Here is a 16,090-nt window from a genome sequence, read left to right on the forward strand (position 1 = left end):
GGAATCGTTGCCGTTCTGCGACGGTTTCATCCTGTCGTGAAGCGCTTTCCGTCCGGTACGTTGCGGCTCGTGAGGCGCAACGGAGCGAGAACCAGGACGAACGGGCGACGGCTGGCGGCCGTCACCGCCGGCTGCACGGCACTGCTGCTGGCGGGCTGTGCGGGCGCGGACGACCCCGGAGCGGGCGAGGCGTCCCCCAGCGCCTCCGCCGACACGGCGCCGGCGGTCGAGAGCAGCTGCGGCGGCGGGGTGTCGGTCGAGTGGCTCGGCACGCCGGAGTCCGAGGACATCTACACGGCCGTCACCGTGGTGCGCGTGTCGGGCGACGGCGGCACCGCGGTGCAGAGCGAGTGGAGCCGGGGCGAGGACGCCGGTGCGCGCGCCGAGGGCGGCGCGACCGAGGACCAGGAGGCGATGGTGCGGGACGCCGTCGCGGGCGGGCTCCTCGAGGCGACCGAGGCCCCTGCGATCGTGGAGACCGACTCCCTGCTGGTGGACGTCGACAAGGGCACCTACGTGCTCTACGCGTACGCCGAGCGCACGACCGGCAGCGCGACCGTCAGCTGCGGCGACGGCAGCAACGCGGTGGACGCGGACGTGACGTCGTTCGAGGAGGTCGAGACCGGCGTCGCCGACTGCAGCACCTCGCCCGACCCGGTGACGGAGTACGTCGCCGCCGACGCCATCACCGACTACTGCGGGCGGGCGTAGCGTCCGCAGGCACGGAAGAACCCGCGGGGTGGAGTGGTCTCCTGCCGTGCTGGACGATGGCACGGCCCCCGCAGGTCCCGGTGGTCACGGGACTCAGCCCGTGACCACCTCGCTGGTCCGAAGAGTCTTCACTGCTCGGATCACCTCCTTTCCGTTCGTAGGCACGACGCTATGCCCGACGGCGCGGCACGCCAAGGGTTTTTCAGCGTGCAGAGCCGCTCGGGCCGCCGCCCGGGCCGCGCAGCAGGTGCTCCCACTCGAACGGGTAGTCGTCCAACCACTGCTCGAAGGAGCGTGCAGGGCGCCCGACCAGGCGGGAGACGTCCGGCGAGACGTGCGCCAGCTCGCCGGCCGCGATCGCCGTGTACGACGACACCCAGCCCGCCAGCTCGACGTCCGAGGCCCCCAGGCCTGCCCGGGACGCGTACGCCTCGTCCAGCGTCTCGTCGTGGTAGGTGATCTGGCGGCCGGTCGCGAGCGTCAGCAGCGCCGCCACCTGCGTGAGGCTCAGGGCGATCGGTCCCGTCACGTCGTACGTGACGCCGTCGTGCCGTCGCGGGTCCTCGTCGAGCAGGACGGCGGTCGCGACGTCCGCGACGTCGTCGTGCGCCACCGAGGCCACGCGACCGTCACCCGCCGGGCCGCGGATGACGTCGTCCGCACCGACGAAGCTCGCCAGCGACTGGTGGTACAGGTTGTCGCGCAGCACCGTCCACCGCAGACCGCTGCGGCGCAGGTGCTGCTCCGTCGCCCAGTGGTCGCGGGCGAACGTGAACGTGGCGTCCGGTGCAGCGCCGACGAACGAGATGTACACCAGCCGTTCCACCCCGGCGGCGACGGCGGCGTCGATCGTCGCGGTGTGCAGGGCCACCCGGTCGGCCGACTCCCGGGCGCTGACGAGGAAGACGGTCCGTGCGCCCTCGAACGCCGCGCGCATCCCGGCGGCGTCCTCGTAGCCGTCGGCGACCGCCACCTCGCACTCCGGCAGCGGGCGGCCGTCCCCGAGCCGGGGCGCCCGGGAGCGGTCGCGGAGCACCAGTCGCTGGTGCGCGCCCTCCGCGGCGAGCCGGAACGCGAGGCGCGAGCCCAAGCGTCCGGAGGCGCCGGTCACCGCGATCAAGCCGTCTGCGGACCACCTCATGCGGCAACGCTACGCGGACGAGCCGCGACCCGCCCGGTCGCGCCCGGTCTGCGACCATGTGCCCGTGAGCTCAGAGACCTTTCGTGTGATGACCGTCTGCACCGGCAACATCTGCCGGTCCCCGATGGCGCAGATCGTGCTGCGTGACCGGCTCGCGGCGGCAGGTCTGGAGGACCGGGTCGTGGTCGACTCGACCGGTGTCAGCGACGAGGAGCACGGCAACCCCGTCGACCCCCGCGCGCGTCGGGTCTTGGCGGCGCACGGCTACCCGACGGGCGACGGCCACCGCGCCCGTCAGGTCCGGGCGGACCAGCTCGGAGAGCGGGACCTGGTGCTGGCCATGACCGCTCGGCACGCCCGGGCGCTGCGGGCCCTCGCCGACGGTACAGACGCAGACATCCGGATGTACAGATCGTTCGACCCGAGCGCCCCGGCGGTCCCCGCGGGCGGGAGCGAGTCCGTGCTCGACGTCGACGACCCCTGGTACGGCGACCAGGACGGCTTCGAGACCTGCCTCACCGAGATCGAGGCGGCCGCCGACGGCATCGTCGACCACGTCCGCGCCGCGCTCCGCGAGAGCTAGCGGACCGCCGCGTCGAGCAGGCGGCTCCCCCGGCTCAGGCCGGCCGACGGCCGGCCTGCCGTCGCCCGGAGAACCAGCGACGCCAGCCCCGCGGCTCCGGCTCCGGCGCCGGGCCCGCCGCCGGCGGGACGTAGGCGCGGAACCAGCGCGCCACCTCGAACCAGACGACGTCGCGCACCGCGGGTGCCGACAGCGTGACGTCGTGCAGGGCTCCCTCGATCCGGGCCAGCGTCGTGAGCCGCCCCAGCTGGGGGACCCGGGCCGCGATGCCGACGACGTCGAGCACCGTGTCCGTGCGCATCATGTCCTCGCTCCAGCGCACCGGCGGCGTCGAGCGGGCCGAGAGCAGCACCAGGATCGGGATGTCGATGGTCAGGCCGCGGGCGACCCGGTCGTGGCCCGAGAAGATCGCGGCCAGCCAGGCCGGCGTCACCCGCCACCCCGCGTCGGGCCGCCACGCCGCGTCCAGCTCCCACGCGCCGTCGTGCCGGGCCGAGATGGACCGTGCGTAGAACCCCAGGTCGACGTTCACCAGGTGGCTGCGCGGTGCGATCGCCGCGTGCGCCCGGATGCTGGGCTCGAGGACCAGCCGGCCCACCTTGCGGGTCTGGAACTCCAGCCAGGGACTGTTCAGCACCAGCGCGTCGGCGCGGCCGGGACGGTGGTGCGCCCACAGGCTGAGGACGAGCCCGCCGGTGGAGTGACCCATGAGGACCAGCCGCCGGTCGCTGCCGGCGTCCGGTCCGTGACCGATCTCGGCGAGCGCCGCCTCGATGTCCTCGTCGTAGGTGCGCAGCCGCGTGATGAACCCCGGCGTGTGGTGCGGGCGCAGGCTCCGGCCGTACTTGCGCAGGTCCAGCGCGTGGAAGCGCACGCCGAGCCCTTCCCAGAAGTCCGCGAGGTGCGTCTGGAAGAAGTAGTCCGTCCAGCCGTGCACGTACAGCACGTCGACGCCCGCGTCGGCCGACGGCGGAGCGTCACGTCGCCGCCGGACCAGCGTCGCGACGACCTCGCCCTCGAAGTCGGGGGCGAGCGCGAGCGTGCGCTGCTCGAACCCGTCCAGCACGTCGGGCACCCAGCCCGCCTCCGGCGCCGGCCGGGGGCCGGGAGCGGGCGCCGGGAGCGGCGTGCTCATGCCGCGACCAACAGGTCAGGGGTCGACAGGAACGTCACCGGCACCTCCGGGACCGTGGCGTGCAGCCAGTCGGCGAAGAGGCTCATGCCGGCCTGCTCGCTCGGCACGTGGCCGGCGACGACCAGCCCCGTGCCGTCCAGGTGGGCGAGGTCCGCCGCGTACGACGCCGTCTCCCACTCGTGCGCCTCCCCCATCACGACCGCGTCGACGCCGGCCGTGCGCAGCAGGGAGCGGTGGCGGGCGAACCCGCGGAAGCCCAGGTCGAGACCCACCCGGCGCACCGTCCGGTGCGGGTCGCCCGCGAACCGCGTCTGGGTCGAGCCGAGCGCGGCGGCGACGTGGCGGGCCAGCTCGCGGACCGTCGTCGGGCGCACGTCGCACCACGCGACCCCGCGCGCGGCCGCCTCCGGGTCCAACGTCCAGCCGAGCGCGCGGGCGGTGCCGACGTCGATGCCGTCCGGGCGCCGGTCGTGCCACGCGTCGTGCATCCGCCAGACGGCGAGGCCGTGCTCGCGGACGAACGCGGCCTTGGCGGCGTGCACCGGGTCCCCCTCGTGGGCGAGCTGCGCCGTCGCGGCGCCCAGGTGGTCGTAGAAGAGCGGTTCGTGGGTCACGACGACGTTGGCGCCCACCGCCACCGCTCGCTCGAGGACCCCCAGCGTGGCGAGCGTCGTCACCGCGACGCCCCGCACGACGGCTTCCGGGTCGCCCGCGTCGAGGCCGTCCACGGTGGTGGGCCGCGCCGGCACGTCGAGCGCCGTCGCCGTGCGCGCCACGAGCTCGGCGACGGTCCAGGTCATGAGCGCGACACTACCGGCGCCGCTGACGCCATCGGGAGACCTCGCGCTCGACGTCGCGGGTCGGGGTCACGACGGGCGGGCCGCCCGTGAGCTGCCGGCGGGCGTCGATCACGCGGGCGTTGAAGTCGGCGACGATCTCGCGGACCCGATGCTCGTCGTGCTCGCGGTCCAGCGTCTCGTCCATGGCGGAGTGCTCGGCGCGGAGCTGCGCGGCGGGCAGGACGCCGCTGATCTGCTCGCGCTCGACGAGGCTCCGCAGCCACCAGTCCGGGTCGTGGGTCCCGCCGATGCCGGGCAGCGGCTTGCCCTGCAGCGGCAGGTCGTCGAACTCGCCGCGGCGGATCGCCTGGTCCACGACGGTGTCCACCCACCGGGCGCGGTCGTCCATCCGGGGGCGGGGCGGGGCCTCGTCGGCAGGCGGGTCGGCACGGCCGGCCCGCTGGTCGGCGTGCTCGGCGCGATGCCGCCCGCCGGCCGACCGCTGGGCCCGCTCGCGGTCGATCTCGCGGTCCACGCGGTACTGCGCGGCCCGGCGCGCGGGGTCCTGCGCCACGGCGGGGCGCTCGCGGGGAGCATCGTCAGGCTCTCTGCGGTGGGCGACCATGCGGTCACGTTACCCAGCCGGTGGACGACGGACATCCCGGGACGGCGGCCGCCGACGCCGACGCCGGGCATGATGGGCGCCATGAAGGTCTCGCGCCGCAGCCAGGTCCCGCCGTTCGCCGTCATGGAGGTGCTCGCCGCCGCCAACGCACGCCGGGCCGCGGGCCACGACGTCCTCAACCTCTGCGCCGGCGAGCCCTCCACGGGCGCCGCCGACGTCGTGCGCGAGCGTGCGGCGGACCTGCTGCGCCGCGCCGACCTCGGCTACACCGAGGCGCTGGGCGTACCCGCCCTGCGCGCGGAGATCGCCGCGCACTACCGGCGCTGGTACGACGTGGAGGTGGACCCGGCCCGCATCGCCGTGACCACCGGCTCCAGCGGCGGGTTCGTGCTCGCGTTCCTCGCGGCGTTCGACGTCGGCGACCGCGTCGCGCTCGCCCGTCCCGGCTACCCGGCGTACAAGAACATCCTGGCCGCGCTGGGCTGCGAGGTCGTCGAGCTGGACTGCGGCCCCGAGACCCGCTACCAGCCCACCGTGTCGCAGCTCATGGAGGCGTACTACGGCGGCGGCCTCGACGGGGTGGTCGTCGCCTCCCCCGCCAACCCGACCGGGACGATGATCGCCCCGGCCGAGCTCGACGCCGTCGCGCGCTGGTGCGCCGAGCACGAGGTGCGGCTGATCAGCGACGAGATCTATCACGGCATCGCCTACAGCCAGGACGTGCAGCAGGCGACCGCGGCCACCCACACGGACCGGGGCGCCGTCGTCGTGAACTCGTTCTCGAAGTACTGGGCGATGACCGGCTGGCGCCTCGGGTGGCTGGTGCTGCCCGAGGAGCTCGTCGGTCCGGTCGACGCGTTGGCCGGCAACGTCGCCCTGTCTCCCCCGGCCCTCGCCCAGCACGCCGGGATCGCGGCGTTCTCCGCCGAGGGGTACGCGGCCGCGGCGGAGAACGTGGCGCGCTACGCGGCGTCGCGCACCGCGCTGCTCGACCGGGTGGACGAGCTCGGGTGGCGACCGGTGGCTCCGGCCGACGGCGCCTTCTACCTGTACGGGAACGTCTCCCGCTTCGGTCTGGACGCCGTGACGTACTGCTCACGCCTGCTGGCGGAGGCCGACGTCGCGATCACGCCGGGGACGGACTTCGACGGCGAGCGGGGCCGCGACTGGGTGCGGTTGTCCTTCGCCGCGGCCCCCGACGTCGTCGCGCGCGCCGTCGACCGGATCGTGGCCTGGCAGGCCACGCTCTGAGGCGGACGCCTCAGCGCACGGCCAGCGGCGTCCGGACCTCGAGGTGGTCGACGACGAGCTCCGGCGTGACGGTGGTGCTGGTCGTCTCGCTGAAGCCGGTCTCCGTGAAGGTGCTGCTCTCGGCGTACGCCGGCTCGGCGTAGGCCTGCTCCGCGTACTTCGCGCCGCGGCGGGCGTCGCGGCGGGCGCGGACGATCATGAGGACGGCCTGCGCCCCGATGACCATCCAGGCGACGTTCGCGGCGACCGACGGCCACACGCCGTGGACGGCGGCGACGAGGAACAGCATCGAGGTCGCGCAGAGGTTGGCGGCCTGGAACTGGATCGAGTTGGGTGCCCAACGACCTCGGGACACCTGGAAGTAGGCGACGAGGCCGACGATGGCGCCGACCCAACCGAGAGCGGTGACCACGGACAACAGGTACGGCAACATACGAGCCTCCTCACGGGGGTTTCAGGTGGGATGACACCGGCCTCGGACCACTGACTCCGGCGGGCGCCGAGAGCAATGTTGCGGCACGAAACACGTTCAGCACAATTGAATGTTTCTGCAGATGCCGCTTAGCATCGCTACATGGCCACCGACCCACGAAGGCTTGCCTTCCTCCTTGCCGTGCACCGCGCCGGCGGCGTCCTCGCCGCGGCAGATCTTTTGCATGTGACCCCCTCTGCCGTGTCCCAGCAAATCGCTCGTCTGGAGGCCGAGGAAGGCTTCCCGGTGCTGGACAGAGGGCCGCGCGGCGTCACGCTGACACCCGCGGGCCGGGTGCTCGCCGACGTCGCCGAACGCATCGAGGCCGAGCTCCTCGAGGCGCGCCAGGAGATCGCGAACCTCGGCGAGGGCGTCACCGGGACGGTCAAGGTCGGCGCCTTCCAGTCGGCGATCCGCGCGGTCGTCGCTCCCCTGCTCGCGCCGCTCGCCGAGGAGCACCCCGGCGTCACCATCGACGTCCGCGAGCACGAGCCCGCCGACTCCGTGCGGATGCTGCGCGCCGGCGACCTCGACGTCGTCCTCCTCGAGCACGACGGCGACGTCGACGCCCCCGCCCCCCGCGGCGCCCACGACGTCCCGCTGCTCGACGAACCCTGGCGGCTCGTGGTGCCGGTCTCCCTGCCCACGCCGGAACGTCTCGACGACCTGCGCGACCTGCCCTGGGTCGGGGCGCTCGGCGGGACCGCGGCCGACCGTGCGCTGCGGCGCCTCGGCCGCACCCTGGGGACCACCATCGAGGCACGGCACGCCTACTTCGACTTCGACACCGCGCTCGCGCTCGTCGCCGCCGGTCAGGGCATCGCCATGCTCCCGGCGCTCGCCGTCGAGAGCGGCGAGGTGCCCGACGGCGTCGACGTGGTGGCGATGCCCGGTCTCGGTTCGCGCCGGGTCATCGTGCGGCACCGGGCCACCCGGCACGAGCCGGGCCCGGCGGTGCGGGCGGTCGTGGACGCGATGGTCGACGTCGCCCGCGGCCTCGAGCTCACCTGACGTAGCACCCCGCCCGCCGAGGTAGTGCGGTTCCCGCCGAGGTAGTGCCCCGTTCGCCGAGGTAGTGCGGTTCCCGCCGAGGTAGTGCCCCGTTCGCCGAAGTAGTGCTCGCTGGCCTGGAGTGCGGGTGTGGCGGTTAGCATGCCGGGATGAACCCGACGGTGCCGTTCATGCCTGCTTGGTACGACGTCGCGTGGACGGTGATAGCGCTCGGCGTGCTCGCGATGACGTTGGTCGCCCTCCACGCCTGGTGGCGCTCGCCCCGGATGGTCGGCGGCCCCGCCGTCGGGTGGGCGATCGTGATCCTTGCGCTCCCGGTGATCGGGCCGGCGCTGTACCTCGCCACGGACACCGATCGACGGTGGGCCGACGACGACGCCTCGTCGCACTGAAGGAACTACCTCGGCGAACGGGGCACTACCTCGGCGAACGGGGCACTACCTCGGCGGGAGGTGCACTACCTCGGCCCGCCGGGCACTACCTCGGCGGGAACCGCACTACCTCGGCGGTAGACTGCGCGGACAACCGCACAGCCGCTCGAACCGTGACGGGAGAGTCCGGCCCCCCGGGGCCGGCGCCGAAGGAGCAAACCCTCCCCGGGAATCTCTCAGGCCCCTGTACCGTCACGGCGAGGCAACTCTGAAAAGTGGCCCCCGCCTCGGCGGAGGCCCACCGACGGTGCAAGCCGGCGCGCCCCGTACAGGCGGACCGGCAAAACTCTCAGGTCCCATGACAGAGCGGGGAGGGTCCCAGTCCACCGACCCTCGGAGCGCTCCTCGTGACCCACTCCCCCTTCGACCCGGACGTCTTCGCCGACCGGCACATCGGCCCGCGCGGGCACGAGACGGCGGCGATGCTGGACCAGCTCGGGTACGCCGACCTCGACGCGCTCGTCGACGCGGCCGTGCCGGCGACGATCCGTGAGCGCGAGCCGCTCGACCTGCCGGCGGCGCGCAGCGAGGCGGAGGTCCTCGACGACCTGCGGGCGATCGCCGCGAAGAACCAGGTCAAGCGCCAGATGATCGGCCTCGGGTACTACCCGACCGTCACTCCCCCGGTCATCCGGCGCAACGTGCTCGAGTCGCCGGCCTGGTACACGGCGTACACGCCGTACCAGCCCGAGATCTCGCAGGGCCGGCTCGAGGCGCTCCTCAACTTCCAGCAGGTCGTCGAGGACCTCACCGGTCTGGAGATCGCCGGGGCGTCGCTGCTCGACGAGGCCACCGCCGTCGCGGAGGCCGTCGCGCTGATGTGGCGGGCGTCCCGGGCCAAGCAGGGCTACGTGGTGCTCGACGCCGAGCTGTTCGGCCAGTCGATCGCCGTGACGCGGGGCCGCGCCGAGGCGGTCGGCCTGCCCGTCGTCGTCGTGTCGCTCGAGGAGGGCCTCGACGCCGGGCTCGCCGCCTTCGAGGCGGACGGCGGCACCCTCCCCGAGGGCAACCTCGTCGGGGTGGTGGTCCAGCAGACCGGTGCCTCCGGACGCGTGCTCGACGTCCGTTCGGTCGTCGTGGAGGCCAAGGACCGCGGCGCCCTGGTCACGATGGCCACCGACCTCCTCGCGCTGACCATGCTGGTCTCCCCCGGCGAGCTGGGCGCCGACGTCGCGGTCGGCTCGGCGCAGCGGTTCGGCGTCCCGCTGTTCTACGGCGGTCCGCACGCGGCGTACATGTCGGTGCGCAAGGGATTGGAGCGTCAGCTTCCCGGCCGCCTCGTCGGGGTGTCCGTCGACGCCGACGGCGCGATCGGGTACCGCCTGGCCCTCGCCACGCGGGAGCAGCACATCCGGCGCGAGCGCGCGACGTCGAACATCTGCACCGCGCAGGCGCTGCTCGCCGTGGTCGCCTCGATGTACGCGGTCTACCACGGGCCCGAGGGCGTCCGGGCGATCGGCGAGCGGGTGCACGGCCGGGCCGTGGCGCTCGCGGGCGGGCTCCGTGCCGCCGGCGTCGAGGTGGTGCACGGTGCGTTCTTCGACACCGTCCGCGTGGCGGTGCCGGGCCGAGCCGCCGCGGTCGGCGCCGCGGCCGCCGAGGCGGGATACAACCTGTACGTCGCGGACGCGAACCATGTACAGATTGCCTGCGACGAGACGACCACCGAGGCCGACGTCGAGACGTTGCTCGGGCTGTTCGACGCAGCGCCCGCCGACGCGGCCGAGGGCGTCGGGCTCGACGACGTGCTGCTGCGGGACACCGACTACCTTCAGCACCCCGTCTTCCACCGCCACCGGTCCGAGACCGCGATGCTGCGCTACCTGCGCCTCCTGAGCGACAAGGACCTCGCGCTGGACCGGACGATGATCCCGCTCGGCTCGTGCACGATGAAGCTCAACGCCACCGCGGAGATGGAGCCGATCAGCTGGCCGGGCTTCGCGGACCTGCACCCCTACGTCCCGGCCGACCAGGCGCTGGGGTACGCCGAGCTGATCGCCGACCTCGAGGAGCGGCTGGCCCGGATCACGGGGTACGCCGCGGTGTCGGTGCAGCCCAACGCCGGTTCGCAGGGCGAGCTGGCCGGGCTGCTGGCCATCCGCGCCTACCACGAGTCCCGCGGCGAGCAGCACCGTGACATCGTGCTGATCCCGGCGTCGGCGCACGGCACCAACGCGGCGTCGGCGGCGCTGGCGGGCCTGCGGGTCGCCGTGGTGGCCACGGCCGACGACGGCGAGATCCAGCTCGACGACCTGCACGCCAAGCTCGCGCAGCACGGCGACCAGGTGGCGGGGATCATGATCACCTACCCCTCCACGCACGGCGTCTACGAGGAGCACGTCCGCGAGGTGTGCGGTGCCGTACACGATGCTGGTGGTCAGGTGTACATCGACGGCGCGAACCTCAATGCGCTCGTCGGGCTCGCGCGCCCGGGCCGGTTCGGCGGCGACGTGTCGCACCTGAACCTGCACAAGACGTTCTGCATCCCGCACGGCGGCGGCGGCCCCGGCGTCGGCCCGGTCGCCGTGGCCGAGCACCTGGTGCCGTTCCTGCCCGGCGACCCGACGCCGTCGGCCCACGCGGACGACGACGGGGGAGTGCCGCCCGTCTCCGCGGCCCCGCACGGGTCGGCCGGGATCCTGCCGATCTCCTACGCGTACCTCGCGCTGATGGGCCCGGACGGGCTCACGGCGGCCACCCAGAACGCCGTGCTCACGGCCAACTACGTGGCCTCGCGCCTCGCGGGCCACTACCCGGTGCTGTACACCGGCGCCCACGGCCTCGTGGCGCACGAGTGCATCCTGGACCTGCGCCAGATCACCCAGGAGACCGGCGTGACCGTGGACGACGTCGCCAAGCGGCTCGTGGACTTCGGCTTCCACGCGCCCACGATGGCGTTCCCCGTGCCGGGCACCCTCATGGTGGAGCCGACGGAGTCCGAGGACCTCGGCGAGCTCGACCGGTTCGTGGAGGCGATGATCGCCATCCGCGGCGAGATCGACGCCGTCGCCGCCGGCCGCTGGGCCGTGGCGGACTCCCCGCTGCGCCACGCGCCGCACACGGCGGCCAGCCTCCTGGGCACCGACTGGGACCGCCCGTACACGCGCGACGAGGCGGCGTTCCCCGTCGCCGGGCTGCGCTCCGCCAAGTACTGGCCGCCGGTGCGCCGGATCGACCAGGCCCACGGCGACCGCAACCTGCAGTGCTCGTGCCCGCCGATCGACGCCTACGCCGAGCCCCTCGGCGAGAACTGAGGACGCCATGACGGAGAAGAAGACGCCGCTGCACGCCGAGCACGAGGCGCTCGGCGCGACGATGACGGACTTCGGCGGCTGGATGATGCCGTTGCGGTACACCTCGGACCTCGCGGAGCACCGCGCCGTGCGGGAGGCCGCCGGCCTGTTCGACCTGTCCCACATGGGCGGCATCGCGGTGACCGGCCCGGACGCGGGAGCGGCCCTCGACCACGCCCTGGTCGGCAACCTGTCGAAGCTCCGCCGCGCGGGCGCCCGGTACACGATGATCTGCGCCGACGACGGGGGAGTGCTGGACGACCTGATCGTCTACCGCACCGGCGAGGACGAGTACTTCGTCGTGGCCAACGCGGCGAACGCCGAGACCGTGCTCGTCGCGCTCCTGGAGCGGGCGGCCGGGTTCGACGCCCAGGTGCGCGACGTCTCCGCGCGCGACGCGCTGATCGCCGTGCAGGGCCCGCGGGCCGCGCAGATCGTGCGGGAGGTCCTCGCCGAGGACTCCGAGATCTCCGGCGGCACCGCGTTCGACGAGCTGAGGTACTACGCCAGCCTCGGCATGCGGTTCGGCGAGGAGGCCGTGCTCGTGGCCCGCACGGGGTACACGGGCGAGGACGGGTTCGAGATCTGGGTCGCCGCGCCGCACGCCGTGGCACTGTGGCGCGCGCTGCTCGCGGCGGGGGAGCCGCACGGGCTCGTGCCCGCCGGGCTCTCCGCCCGCGACTCGCTCCGCCTCGAGGCCGGCATGCCGCTGTACGGCCACGAGCTCGACACGACGACCACGCCGTACGACGCCGGCGTCGGCCGCATCGTCAAGCTGGACAAGGTGTCCGACGACGGCACCCCGGTCGAGTTCGTGGGCCGCGCCGCGCTGGCCGCCCGTGCCGAGCGCGCGCCGGAGCGGGTGCTGGTGGGACTGCGCGGGACGGGACGGCGGCCCGCCCGCGCGGGCTACCCCGTCGTGCAGCCGGAGGCCGTGCCGTCGCCCGACGGGTCCCTCGGGCCTCGGGTCGGCGCCGTGACGTCGGGCGCGCCGTCGCCCACGCTCGGTCACCCGGTGGCGATGGCGTACGTGAGCCCGGAGGTCTCCGCCGAGGGGACCGAGCTGGCCGTGGACGTGCGGGGGAGGGCGGAACCCTTCGTCGTCGTCCCGCTGCCGTTCTACCGGCGCGAGCGCGGCTGAGACCCGGCGCACCGCGCCGTCGTCCGACACAATCGAGCCAGCCCTACCCCACGACAGGAGAACTTCTCATGGCCGACTTCCCCACCCACCTGCGCTACTCCGTCGAGCACGAGTGGGTCGACGACGCGACCCCCGCCACGGTGGGCGTGACGTCCGTCGCCGCCGACGCGCTCGGTGACGTGGTCTATCTCGAGCTCCCCGAGGTGGGCGCCACGATCGAGGCCGGCACGGTCATCGGCGAGATCGAGTCCACCAAGTCCGTGTCCGAGCTCTACTCGCCGGTGTCCGGCACGGTCGTGGAGGTCAACCAGGCCGCGATCGACGACCCGGCGGTGGTGAACTCGGAGCCTTTCGGGGCGGGGTGGCTGTTCAAGGTCGAGGTGACGGGTGCCGGCCAGCTCCTGTCCGCGGAGGAGTACGCGCAGCACGCAGGGTGAGTCAACCGTGATCCAATCGTGATAATCGGGTTTCGGTTGCTTGACGCAACACCCTGGCAGGGCGCTGGCCTGCGGAGATACCGCCTCGCGGGCGCCCTGACGCGGGCCGTGGGAGCGCTCCGACTCCGGTTGCACCCCCGGCTCGCGTGTGGCCTGCGTCATGAACCGTCACCCGCACTCTCTCCACTCATGACGGATATCCCCGAGCCGGTCATGGCGACTGGCGGCCGTCATGGAGGAAGAACGATGAGTGCAATCGAGATGGACCGTCTGACCCTCGACCCTGGCCTGACGGTTCGTGAGCAGGTCGTGCTGTCCAACCTGTCCGAGGAAGTCACGCTCGAGCAGATCGCCAGCAAGCTTTTCGTCACGCGAAACACCGTGAAGTCTCAGGTGCGGAGCGTCTACCGCAAGCTCGGGGTCTCGACCCGGGCCGATGCTGTCGCCTGGGCCCGCAGCACGGGCATGCGCACGACCTGACCGGTTGATGACGTCTGGCCCCGCCACCACTCGGGGGATGTTGGTGGCGGGGCACACGTCTCTTCGGGGCCGGATGGCAGACTCACCGCCATGATCCGTCGCCTCGTCGTCGCCGCCGCCATCGTCGACTCGCTCGACCGGCCGGCGCGTCTCCTCGCCGCCCGCCGGTCCCAGCCCGCGGAGCTCGCCCGGAGGTGGGAGTTCCCCGGTGGCAAGGCCGAACCGGGGGAGCGTCCCGACGAGGCGTTGCACCGTGAGCTCCACGAGGAGCTCGGCGTCACCGTCACGCTCGGGCCGGAGGTCCCGGGGCCCGACGACGGCGCCTGGTTCATCACGGAGCGCCACGTGCTGCGCCTGTGGATGGCCACGCTCGCCGGCGGCGAGCCGGCACCGCTCGTCGAGCACGACGAGCTGCGCTGGCTGGACGCGGACACCCTGTGGGACGTCGACTGGCTCGACGGTGACGTGCGGATCGTGAAGCTGCTCGCCGACCGGCTCGTGTCCTGAGGTAGCGCGTCCCCTGAGGTCGCGTCTACCGAGGGCGTACGCCGACGGCGGGAGCCGACGTCGGCACGGGACGCCCGGTGCGGGCGGCGGCCCGCTCGAGCCACCGCTCGGCCTCCACGTGGCTGCGCAGGCGCACGACCTCCAGGTGAGGCGCCTGGACGGCCAGCCGCTCGTCGAGACCGTCGAGCGTGCGCCGCGTCCGCCACGCCCAGCGCACGATGTGGTCGCGGTCGGTGCAGAAGGTCCGCAACGGCGGCTCGATGTTGCCGTTCCACAGCACCGTGCGGTGGCGCCGCCGGTCCAGGGTGCGCCGGACCACCTGGCGCATCCGCAGGTGGACCGGCAGGTCCAGCCACACCAGGAGCTGGGCCCGCTCGAGCAGGAGCGGCCGCACGGCGCGGTACTGCCACTCGGTGACCCAGGCGTCGGTCGCGACCAGCGCGCGGACGTCGTCGAGGAACGTGGGCCGCGGCGTCCAGCCCGGACCGTGGAACAGCCCGTCCAGCTCCGTGTGCGGGACGTCGAGGATCTCGCCCAGCCGGGCCGCCAGCGTCGTCTTGCCGGCCCCGGAGGTGCCGGCGACCAGCACGCGGCGGGGGATCGCGGGCTCGGACATCCCGTGATCGTAGCGGGCGGTGCGCGACCCGGGCCGGTGCGAGACTCGGGGCGGTGCGAGACTCAGGGCGTGGCACCCCTGGCACCCTTCGAGTACCCGGTCGAGATCGCGCACCTGCTCGTGTCCCCCGAGCACGCCTACTTCGGGCGGCCGCGTGACGGCGCGGCGGACGTGCCGACGTCGTACCCCGAGGCCGCCGAGGTCGTGGCCGGCAAGGGTCTGGTGGGGGACAGGTTCTTCGGCAAGGCCGCCCACATGGACGCCGCGGTCACGCTCTTCGCGGCCGAGGCGCTGGAGGAGATCGCCCGCGAGCTCGGCACCGGTCCGCTCGACCCCACGCTCACGCGACGCAACGTGGTGCTGCGCGGAGCCGAGCTGGCACCCCTGGTCGGGGAGGAGTTCACGATCCGCTCTGCCGACGGCGACGGCGGTGACGAGGACGCCGTGACGCTGCGTGGTGGACGCCCGGCGCACCCGTGCGCCTGGATGGACCGCGTCCTGGCGACCGGTGTCCATGCCGCGATGCGGGGTCGCGGCGGCGTGCGCTGCATGCCGCTGAGCGACGGGGTGCTGCGGCGCGGCCCGGCCGTGCTGGTGAGCCCGGTCCGGCTCGACCCCGCGCGCGCCGGCGTCGCGGTCCGGCGCCCGCGGCTGCCCTGAGCGGCGCGGGCTAGGCTGGGCCCATGAGCGACTTCAAGGTGAACCCGGCCCCGCAGAACGACACCCCGGGCGCGATGCTCGGGCGCGTGATCGTCTCGTTCGTGCTGTTCCTCGCCGGCCTGGTCCTCATCGGTGTCGGCGCCACGGCCGACCCCGCGATCGCGCCGTACGTGTTCGGCGGGGGCATCGTGGCCGCGTCGCTCGCGTTCGGCCTGCCGATGATCGGCGCCAGCAAGGGCTGAGGCCCTCACCGACGCCGATCGCCGGCCTCGCCGCGAGGAGATCGCCGCTGGTCAGCCGTTGCCGGCCTCGATGGCCTCGGGGCGGGAGTCGTGGCTGACCTCGATCCGGCGCGGCTTCGCGTCCTCCGCCACCGGGATGGTCAGCGTCAGCACCCCGTCGGCGTACGACGCCGTGATCCGGTCGAGCGCCAGCCCCCGGCCCAGCGTGAGCTGCCGGGCGACGGTGCCGGACGTGCGCTCCCGCAGGAGCCACTGACCCTCGCCGGAACGTGGCGTGCGCTCGGCACGGATGGTCAGCGTGCGGTCCTCGCACGAGACGTCGATGCTGCCGGGGTCGATCCCGGGCAGGTCGACGGCGAGGACGTAGTGGTCGCCCTCGCGGAACAGGTCCATCGGCATGGCCGGGGCGTTCCTCGACGTGGCGAGCGACCCGAAGAGTCGGTCCATCTCCTGGAACGGGTCCCAGTAGGTAGCCATCGCGCATCACCTCCTCGACGAGGGCCGCGCGGTGCGGCCCCGACCGCGATCAGCGCGCCGGTCCGTCCGGCGTCGCCTGGCTACACCTCATGATTTAG

19 protein-coding genes and 1 riboswitch are annotated in these 16,090 nt (G+C 73.6%); of the genes, 12 read left to right on the top strand and 7 right to left on the bottom strand.

What is annotated here, in order from left to right; genetic code table 11:
* Nucleotides 1-69: 69 nt before the first annotated feature.
* On the top strand, nucleotides 70-711 hold the full coding sequence (locus tag MWU57_RS03480; protein WP_246907262.1) for a hypothetical protein: 642 nt from the start codon (nucleotides 70-72) through the stop codon (nucleotides 709-711).
* 202 nt (nucleotides 712-913) lie between these two features.
* Here the strand turns inward: MWU57_RS03480 and MWU57_RS03485 are convergent, their stop codons facing one another.
* Nucleotides 914-1,852 (bottom strand): SDR family oxidoreductase, encoded by a 939-nt coding sequence (locus tag MWU57_RS03485; protein WP_246907264.1) that lies wholly within the window; start codon nucleotides 1,850-1,852, stop codon nucleotides 914-916.
* Nucleotides 1,853-1,940: 88 nt separating this feature from the next.
* Here MWU57_RS03485 and MWU57_RS03490 point away from each other — a divergent pair, with 88 nt between their 5' ends.
* Nucleotides 1,941-2,435, top strand: coding sequence for a low molecular weight protein-tyrosine-phosphatase (locus MWU57_RS03490; protein WP_246907266.1), 495 nt, complete (start codon nucleotides 1,941-1,943; stop codon nucleotides 2,433-2,435).
* Nucleotides 2,436-2,469: 34 nt separating this feature from the next.
* On the opposite strand, the gene MWU57_RS03495 is transcribed toward MWU57_RS03490, so the two are convergent.
* The 3 genes from MWU57_RS03495 to MWU57_RS03505 are packed head-to-tail and all read right to left on the bottom strand — an operon-like array spanning nucleotide 2,470 to nucleotide 4,974.
* Complete coding sequence (locus MWU57_RS03495; RefSeq protein ID WP_246907268.1) at nucleotides 2,470-3,570, bottom strand: alpha/beta hydrolase; 1,101 nt, start codon at nucleotides 3,568-3,570, stop codon at nucleotides 2,470-2,472.
* Entirely contained in the window at nucleotides 3,567-4,370 is an 804-nt protein-coding gene (locus MWU57_RS03500; RefSeq protein WP_246907270.1) for a Nif3-like dinuclear metal center hexameric protein, read from the bottom strand. Before MWU57_RS03500 ends, MWU57_RS03495 begins: the two co-directional genes overlap by 4 nt.
* Before the next feature lie 10 nt (nucleotides 4,371-4,380).
* Nucleotides 4,381-4,974 carry a DUF1992 domain-containing protein gene (locus tag MWU57_RS03505; RefSeq protein WP_246907272.1) on the bottom strand — a complete coding sequence of 198 codons (594 nt, stop codon included), beginning with the start codon at nucleotides 4,972-4,974 and terminating at the stop codon, nucleotides 4,381-4,383.
* Between the two features lie 81 nt (nucleotides 4,975-5,055).
* Here MWU57_RS03505 and MWU57_RS03510 point away from each other — a divergent pair, with 81 nt between their 5' ends.
* A complete protein-coding gene (locus MWU57_RS03510; protein ID WP_106265955.1) occupies nucleotides 5,056-6,225 on the top strand; it encodes a pyridoxal phosphate-dependent aminotransferase in 1,170 nt (389 codons plus the stop codon).
* 10 nt (nucleotides 6,226-6,235) lie between these two features.
* Here MWU57_RS03510 and MWU57_RS03515 read toward each other — a convergent pair whose 3' ends face one another.
* Nucleotides 6,236-6,658, bottom strand: coding sequence for a hypothetical protein (locus tag MWU57_RS03515; RefSeq protein WP_181340712.1), 423 nt, complete (start codon nucleotides 6,656-6,658; stop codon nucleotides 6,236-6,238).
* A gap of 141 nt (nucleotides 6,659-6,799) precedes the next feature.
* Here MWU57_RS03515 and MWU57_RS03520 point away from each other — a divergent pair, with 141 nt between their 5' ends.
* The 7 genes from MWU57_RS03520 to MWU57_RS03550 all read left to right on the top strand — a co-directional run bounded on the left by MWU57_RS03520 (nucleotide 6,800) and on the right by MWU57_RS03550 (nucleotide 13,997).
* A complete protein-coding gene (locus MWU57_RS03520; RefSeq protein WP_246907274.1) occupies nucleotides 6,800-7,708 on the top strand; it encodes a LysR family transcriptional regulator in 909 nt (302 codons plus the stop codon).
* 149 nt (nucleotides 7,709-7,857) lie between these two features.
* Nucleotides 7,858-8,100 (top strand): hypothetical protein, encoded by a 243-nt coding sequence (locus tag MWU57_RS03525; RefSeq protein ID WP_246907276.1) that lies wholly within the window; start codon nucleotides 7,858-7,860, stop codon nucleotides 8,098-8,100.
* Nucleotides 8,101-8,246: 146 nt separating this feature from the next.
* Nucleotides 8,247-8,341, top strand: a riboswitch (glycine riboswitch).
* A 145-nt stretch (nucleotides 8,342-8,486) separates the two neighbouring features.
* Entirely contained in the window at nucleotides 8,487-11,393 is a 2,907-nt protein-coding gene (gene gcvP, locus MWU57_RS03530) for an aminomethyl-transferring glycine dehydrogenase (protein ID WP_246907277.1), read from the top strand.
* Between the two features lie 7 nt (nucleotides 11,394-11,400).
* On the top strand, nucleotides 11,401-12,573 hold the full coding sequence (gene gcvT, locus MWU57_RS03535; RefSeq protein ID WP_246907278.1) for a glycine cleavage system aminomethyltransferase GcvT: 1,173 nt from the start codon (nucleotides 11,401-11,403) through the stop codon (nucleotides 12,571-12,573).
* Between the two features lie 68 nt (nucleotides 12,574-12,641).
* Nucleotides 12,642-13,010 carry a glycine cleavage system protein GcvH gene (gene gcvH, locus MWU57_RS03540; RefSeq protein WP_246907279.1) on the top strand — a complete coding sequence of 123 codons (369 nt, stop codon included), beginning with the start codon at nucleotides 12,642-12,644 and terminating at the stop codon, nucleotides 13,008-13,010.
* Nucleotides 13,011-13,256: 246 nt separating this feature from the next.
* On the top strand, nucleotides 13,257-13,490 hold the full coding sequence (locus MWU57_RS03545) for a helix-turn-helix transcriptional regulator (protein WP_106265665.1): 234 nt from the start codon (nucleotides 13,257-13,259) through the stop codon (nucleotides 13,488-13,490).
* A 90-nt stretch (nucleotides 13,491-13,580) separates the two neighbouring features.
* The gene (locus MWU57_RS03550) at nucleotides 13,581-13,997 is read left to right on the top strand and encodes a (deoxy)nucleoside triphosphate pyrophosphohydrolase (RefSeq protein ID WP_106265663.1); all 417 of its coding nucleotides are present in this window, start codon (nucleotides 13,581-13,583) and stop codon (nucleotides 13,995-13,997) included.
* Nucleotides 13,998-14,022: 25 nt separating this feature from the next.
* On the opposite strand, the gene MWU57_RS03555 is transcribed toward MWU57_RS03550, so the two are convergent.
* Entirely contained in the window at nucleotides 14,023-14,613 is a 591-nt protein-coding gene (locus tag MWU57_RS03555) for an AAA family ATPase (protein WP_246907280.1), read from the bottom strand.
* 78 nt (nucleotides 14,614-14,691) lie between these two features.
* Here MWU57_RS03555 and MWU57_RS03560 point away from each other — a divergent pair, with 78 nt between their 5' ends.
* Nucleotides 14,692-15,273 (top strand): MOSC domain-containing protein, encoded by a 582-nt coding sequence (locus MWU57_RS03560; RefSeq protein ID WP_246907320.1) that lies wholly within the window; start codon nucleotides 14,692-14,694, stop codon nucleotides 15,271-15,273.
* Between the two features lie 23 nt (nucleotides 15,274-15,296).
* Nucleotides 15,297-15,515 (top strand): hypothetical protein, encoded by a 219-nt coding sequence (locus MWU57_RS03565; RefSeq protein ID WP_106265659.1) that lies wholly within the window; start codon nucleotides 15,297-15,299, stop codon nucleotides 15,513-15,515.
* 51 nt (nucleotides 15,516-15,566) lie between these two features.
* Here the strand turns inward: MWU57_RS03565 and MWU57_RS03570 are convergent, their stop codons facing one another.
* Nucleotides 15,567-15,992 carry an Hsp20/alpha crystallin family protein gene (locus MWU57_RS03570; protein ID WP_106265658.1) on the bottom strand — a complete coding sequence of 142 codons (426 nt, stop codon included), beginning with the start codon at nucleotides 15,990-15,992 and terminating at the stop codon, nucleotides 15,567-15,569.
* Between the last annotated feature and the right edge of the window lie 98 nt (nucleotides 15,993-16,090).

Source organism: Isoptericola sp. S6320L (assembly GCF_023015685.1).
GTDB lineage: Bacteria > Actinomycetota > Actinomycetes > Actinomycetales > Cellulomonadaceae > Isoptericola > Isoptericola halotolerans_A.

Excerpts from the sequence above, each read along its gene's own strand:
- MWU57_RS03510 (WP_106265955.1), top strand. The coding sequence starts at position 5,056 with ATGAAGGTCTCGCGCCGCAGCCAGGTCCCGCCGTTCGCCGTCATGGAG.
- MWU57_RS03545 (WP_106265665.1), top strand. The coding sequence starts at position 13,257 with ATGAGTGCAATCGAGATGGACCGTCTGACCCTCGACCCTGGCCTGACG.
- MWU57_RS03495 (WP_246907268.1), bottom strand. The coding sequence starts at position 3,570 with ATGAGCACGCCGCTCCCGGCGCCCGCTCCCGGCCCCCGGCCGGCGCCG.
- gcvT (WP_246907278.1), top strand. The coding sequence starts at position 11,401 with ATGACGGAGAAGAAGACGCCGCTGCACGCCGAGCACGAGGCGCTCGGC.
- MWU57_RS03565 (WP_106265659.1), top strand. The coding sequence starts at position 15,297 with ATGAGCGACTTCAAGGTGAACCCGGCCCCGCAGAACGACACCCCGGGC.
- MWU57_RS03555 (WP_246907280.1), bottom strand. The coding sequence starts at position 14,613 with ATGTCCGAGCCCGCGATCCCCCGCCGCGTGCTGGTCGCCGGCACCTCC.
- MWU57_RS03570 (WP_106265658.1), bottom strand. The coding sequence starts at position 15,992 with ATGGCTACCTACTGGGACCCGTTCCAGGAGATGGACCGACTCTTCGGG.
- MWU57_RS03550 (WP_106265663.1), top strand. The coding sequence starts at position 13,581 with ATGATCCGTCGCCTCGTCGTCGCCGCCGCCATCGTCGACTCGCTCGAC.
- MWU57_RS03490 (WP_246907266.1), top strand. The coding sequence starts at position 1,941 with ATGACCGTCTGCACCGGCAACATCTGCCGGTCCCCGATGGCGCAGATC.
- MWU57_RS03525 (WP_246907276.1), top strand. The coding sequence starts at position 7,858 with ATGAACCCGACGGTGCCGTTCATGCCTGCTTGGTACGACGTCGCGTGG.
- gcvH (WP_246907279.1), top strand. The coding sequence starts at position 12,642 with ATGGCCGACTTCCCCACCCACCTGCGCTACTCCGTCGAGCACGAGTGG.
- MWU57_RS03515 (WP_181340712.1), bottom strand. The coding sequence starts at position 6,658 with ATGTTGCCGTACCTGTTGTCCGTGGTCACCGCTCTCGGTTGGGTCGGC.
- MWU57_RS03500 (WP_246907270.1), bottom strand. The coding sequence starts at position 4,370 with ATGACCTGGACCGTCGCCGAGCTCGTGGCGCGCACGGCGACGGCGCTC.
- MWU57_RS03505 (WP_246907272.1), bottom strand. The coding sequence starts at position 4,974 with ATGGTCGCCCACCGCAGAGAGCCTGACGATGCTCCCCGCGAGCGCCCC.
- MWU57_RS03520 (WP_246907274.1), top strand. The coding sequence starts at position 6,800 with ATGGCCACCGACCCACGAAGGCTTGCCTTCCTCCTTGCCGTGCACCGC.
- MWU57_RS03485 (WP_246907264.1), bottom strand. The coding sequence starts at position 1,852 with ATGAGGTGGTCCGCAGACGGCTTGATCGCGGTGACCGGCGCCTCCGGA.